Origin of the sequence: Kitasatospora sp. NPDC005748 (assembly GCF_040630735.1) — a bacterium.
Classification (GTDB): Bacteria; Actinomycetota; Actinomycetes; order Streptomycetales; family Streptomycetaceae; genus Kitasatospora.
This window is the reverse complement of the sequence record NZ_JBEXYD010000154.1, coordinates 1-2168: the sequence shown is the minus strand read 5'-3', so window position 1 is coordinate 2168 and position 2168 is coordinate 1. Positions and strand designations below refer to the sequence as shown.

Here is a 2168-nt window from a genome sequence, read left to right as displayed (position 1 = left end):
ATGTGGACGGGGCGCCCCCGCTTGTGGGCCGCGTACCTTGGCACTTGCCCGCGGCCGGAAGCCGTGCGTCCGCCGTCGGCGGCCGGGCGTGCCGGTCCGGCCGGACGCCCGCCGCGCCCCGTCGCGGCGCAGGAGGGCGCCGGCGCCGACCGACGACGGGCAGGATCACCGCCCGGCATCGGGTCTCCGCCCTCGGGTGCGTGGGGGCGGGTTTTGGGGGCAGGCGCTGGATACGGACTGGAAACGGACGGAGGATCGGGCCATGGGCGACGCGTCGGTGAGGGCCACGGGATGGGCCCGCTCATTCCCCATAGCGGGCGGTGTCCGGGCGGGGCGGCGGTGGACCCGGAACCACCTGCGCTCGCTCGCGTGGACGCGGGACGCGCCCGAGACCGTGGACGCCGTCCTGCTCACCGTCTCCGAGCTGCTGACCAACGCCCACATCCATGCCCACAGCAGCGCCGAGCTGGTGCTGGTGTGGGACGGCCGGTGCCTGCACGTGTCCGTCCACGACGGGAGCACCGCGGTGCCGGAGCCGCGCAGCGCGGGCACCGACGCTCTCAACGGGCGGGGGATGGCGATCGTGGACGCCCTCGCCGACGAGTGGGAGATCCGCCGCCAGCGGGAGGGGAAGACGGTGATCGCCTGTTTCCACCCGCCGGGCGAGCGGGACCCGCACCCGCGCGACACCGCCGGGCGGCTGTGCGGCCCGGCCTGAGGGCCCGCCGGGGCCCGCCCGCCGATGTCGCGGTCCGCCCACGTCACGGACCGCCGCTCAGCGGACCTTGATGGAGTCCTGGAGCGAGCGGTCCCGCCGTTCGATCGGGCCGTCGGTGTACAGCATGAGGGTGTCGCCGGTCTTCAGCTGGATCTCGCCCTCCTCGTACTCGGCCTGGTCGATCGCGCCGAGCAGGATGCCGGCGACCGCGGGCGGTTTGCGGGCCTGGCCGTCACGCAGCAGGAGCGGCGGCAGGTGGCCCGCCCTCGCCCAGCGCGGCACGTGGGGGCGCGGCTGGTAGAGCGCGCAGACGGCGGTGGCGGTCACGTTGTCGGTCAGGTGGTGCGTCACCCTGTTCAGCCAGGCGAGGAGCTGGGTGGGGCCGGCGCCGGTGGCGGCCAGGCCGCGCAGCGCGTTGCGCAGGGCGACCGTGCCGGTGGCGGCGCCGAGGACGGGGCGGGCAGGGTGATCGGCTGCCCGCCCGTGAGGGCCCTGGGGCCGGGGAGGCGGCCGGCACCTCCGGCGGCCCCGGGACGGCGCTGTGCCCGGTCGGTCGACGGGCTCCGTCACCAGTAGTGCTTGCGTCCGCCAACGGCGTGCCCGACCGCTCCCAGGATCCACAGGATCAGTCCCACGACGACGAGGACCGCTCCGATCGTCCACAGGATGCCGAGGCCGGTGAGGAGACCGATGACGAGAAGGATGATTCCGAGGACGATCATGCCGCGCTCCTTGGGCTCTGTGAGCTCTTCCCCCGCGCCGTGCGTCTGCCCGATTGCCGACGGGTCAACCGGCCCTCGCCGGTTTGTTGTCGCCCGGACGGGCCGCCCCACCCGAACGAGCCCGAGGTGCCCCCGCCGAGCCCCGGGCCGCCCGTCGGGAACGCCCCGCGACGGGGATTGGCCGCCGGGGGACCGGAAAGACGCGGGGTATGTCCATCTTGCGAGCCTGTGCCCGACCGATGCTGGCGTCGATGTTCCTCTACGGAGGCGCCGACGCCCTACTGAACCCCGCCCGGCTGGAGGCCGCCGCCGAACCGGTGGTCGACCCGCTCGCCGAGCACGTCCCGGCCGTTCCGCGCCGGCCCGAAACGGCGATCCGGCTCAACGCCGGGGTCCAGGTGGTGGCCGCCGCGCTGCTGGCGTCCGGCCGTTTCACCCGGCCCGCCGCGCTCGCGCTGGCGGCGACCCTCGTCCCGGTCACCCTGGCCGGCCACCGGTTCTGGGAGGTCAAGGACGAGGAGGAGCGCGCCCAGCAGCGCATCCACTTCCTGAAGAACCTGTCGATGTGCGGCGGGCTGCTGATCACGGCGGCGGACACCGGAGCGGGGCCGTCGCTGGCCTGGCGCGCCCGGCACCGGCGGTGGACCGGCTGACGCCCGCTCCCGGTGCCGGGCGAGGCCATCGAGCAGAACATCGAGGACATCGAGGTGGTCGACGCCGGCGGTCAC

At 75.1% G+C, this 2168-nt stretch carries 3 protein-coding genes and 1 pseudogene; 2 read left to right on the top strand and 2 right to left on the bottom strand.

Annotated elements, in window-relative coordinates; genetic code table 11:
* Positions 1-262: 262 nt before the first annotated feature.
* A complete protein-coding gene (locus ABZ495_RS37010; protein ID WP_359808858.1) occupies positions 263-718 on the top strand; it encodes an ATP-binding protein in 456 nt (151 codons plus the stop codon).
* Between the two features lie 69 nt (positions 719-787).
* On the opposite strand, the pseudogene ABZ495_RS37005 reads toward ABZ495_RS37010, so the two are convergent.
* Together ABZ495_RS37005 and ABZ495_RS37000 are read right to left on the bottom strand one after the other, a co-directional pair.
* Positions 788-1168, bottom strand: a pseudogene (locus ABZ495_RS37005) (PP2C family protein-serine/threonine phosphatase); the annotation flags it as partial.
* 116 nt (positions 1169-1284) lie between these two features.
* Positions 1285-1440, bottom strand: a complete 156-nt coding sequence (locus ABZ495_RS37000; protein WP_329485492.1) for a DUF6131 family protein — start codon at positions 1438-1440, stop codon at positions 1285-1287.
* Between the two features lie 251 nt (positions 1441-1691).
* On the opposite strand from ABZ495_RS37000, the gene ABZ495_RS36995 reads away from it, so the two are divergent.
* Positions 1692-2093 (top strand): DoxX family protein, encoded by a 402-nt coding sequence (locus tag ABZ495_RS36995; protein WP_359840385.1) that lies wholly within the window; start codon positions 1692-1694, stop codon positions 2091-2093.
* Positions 2094-2168 lie beyond the last annotated feature (75 nt).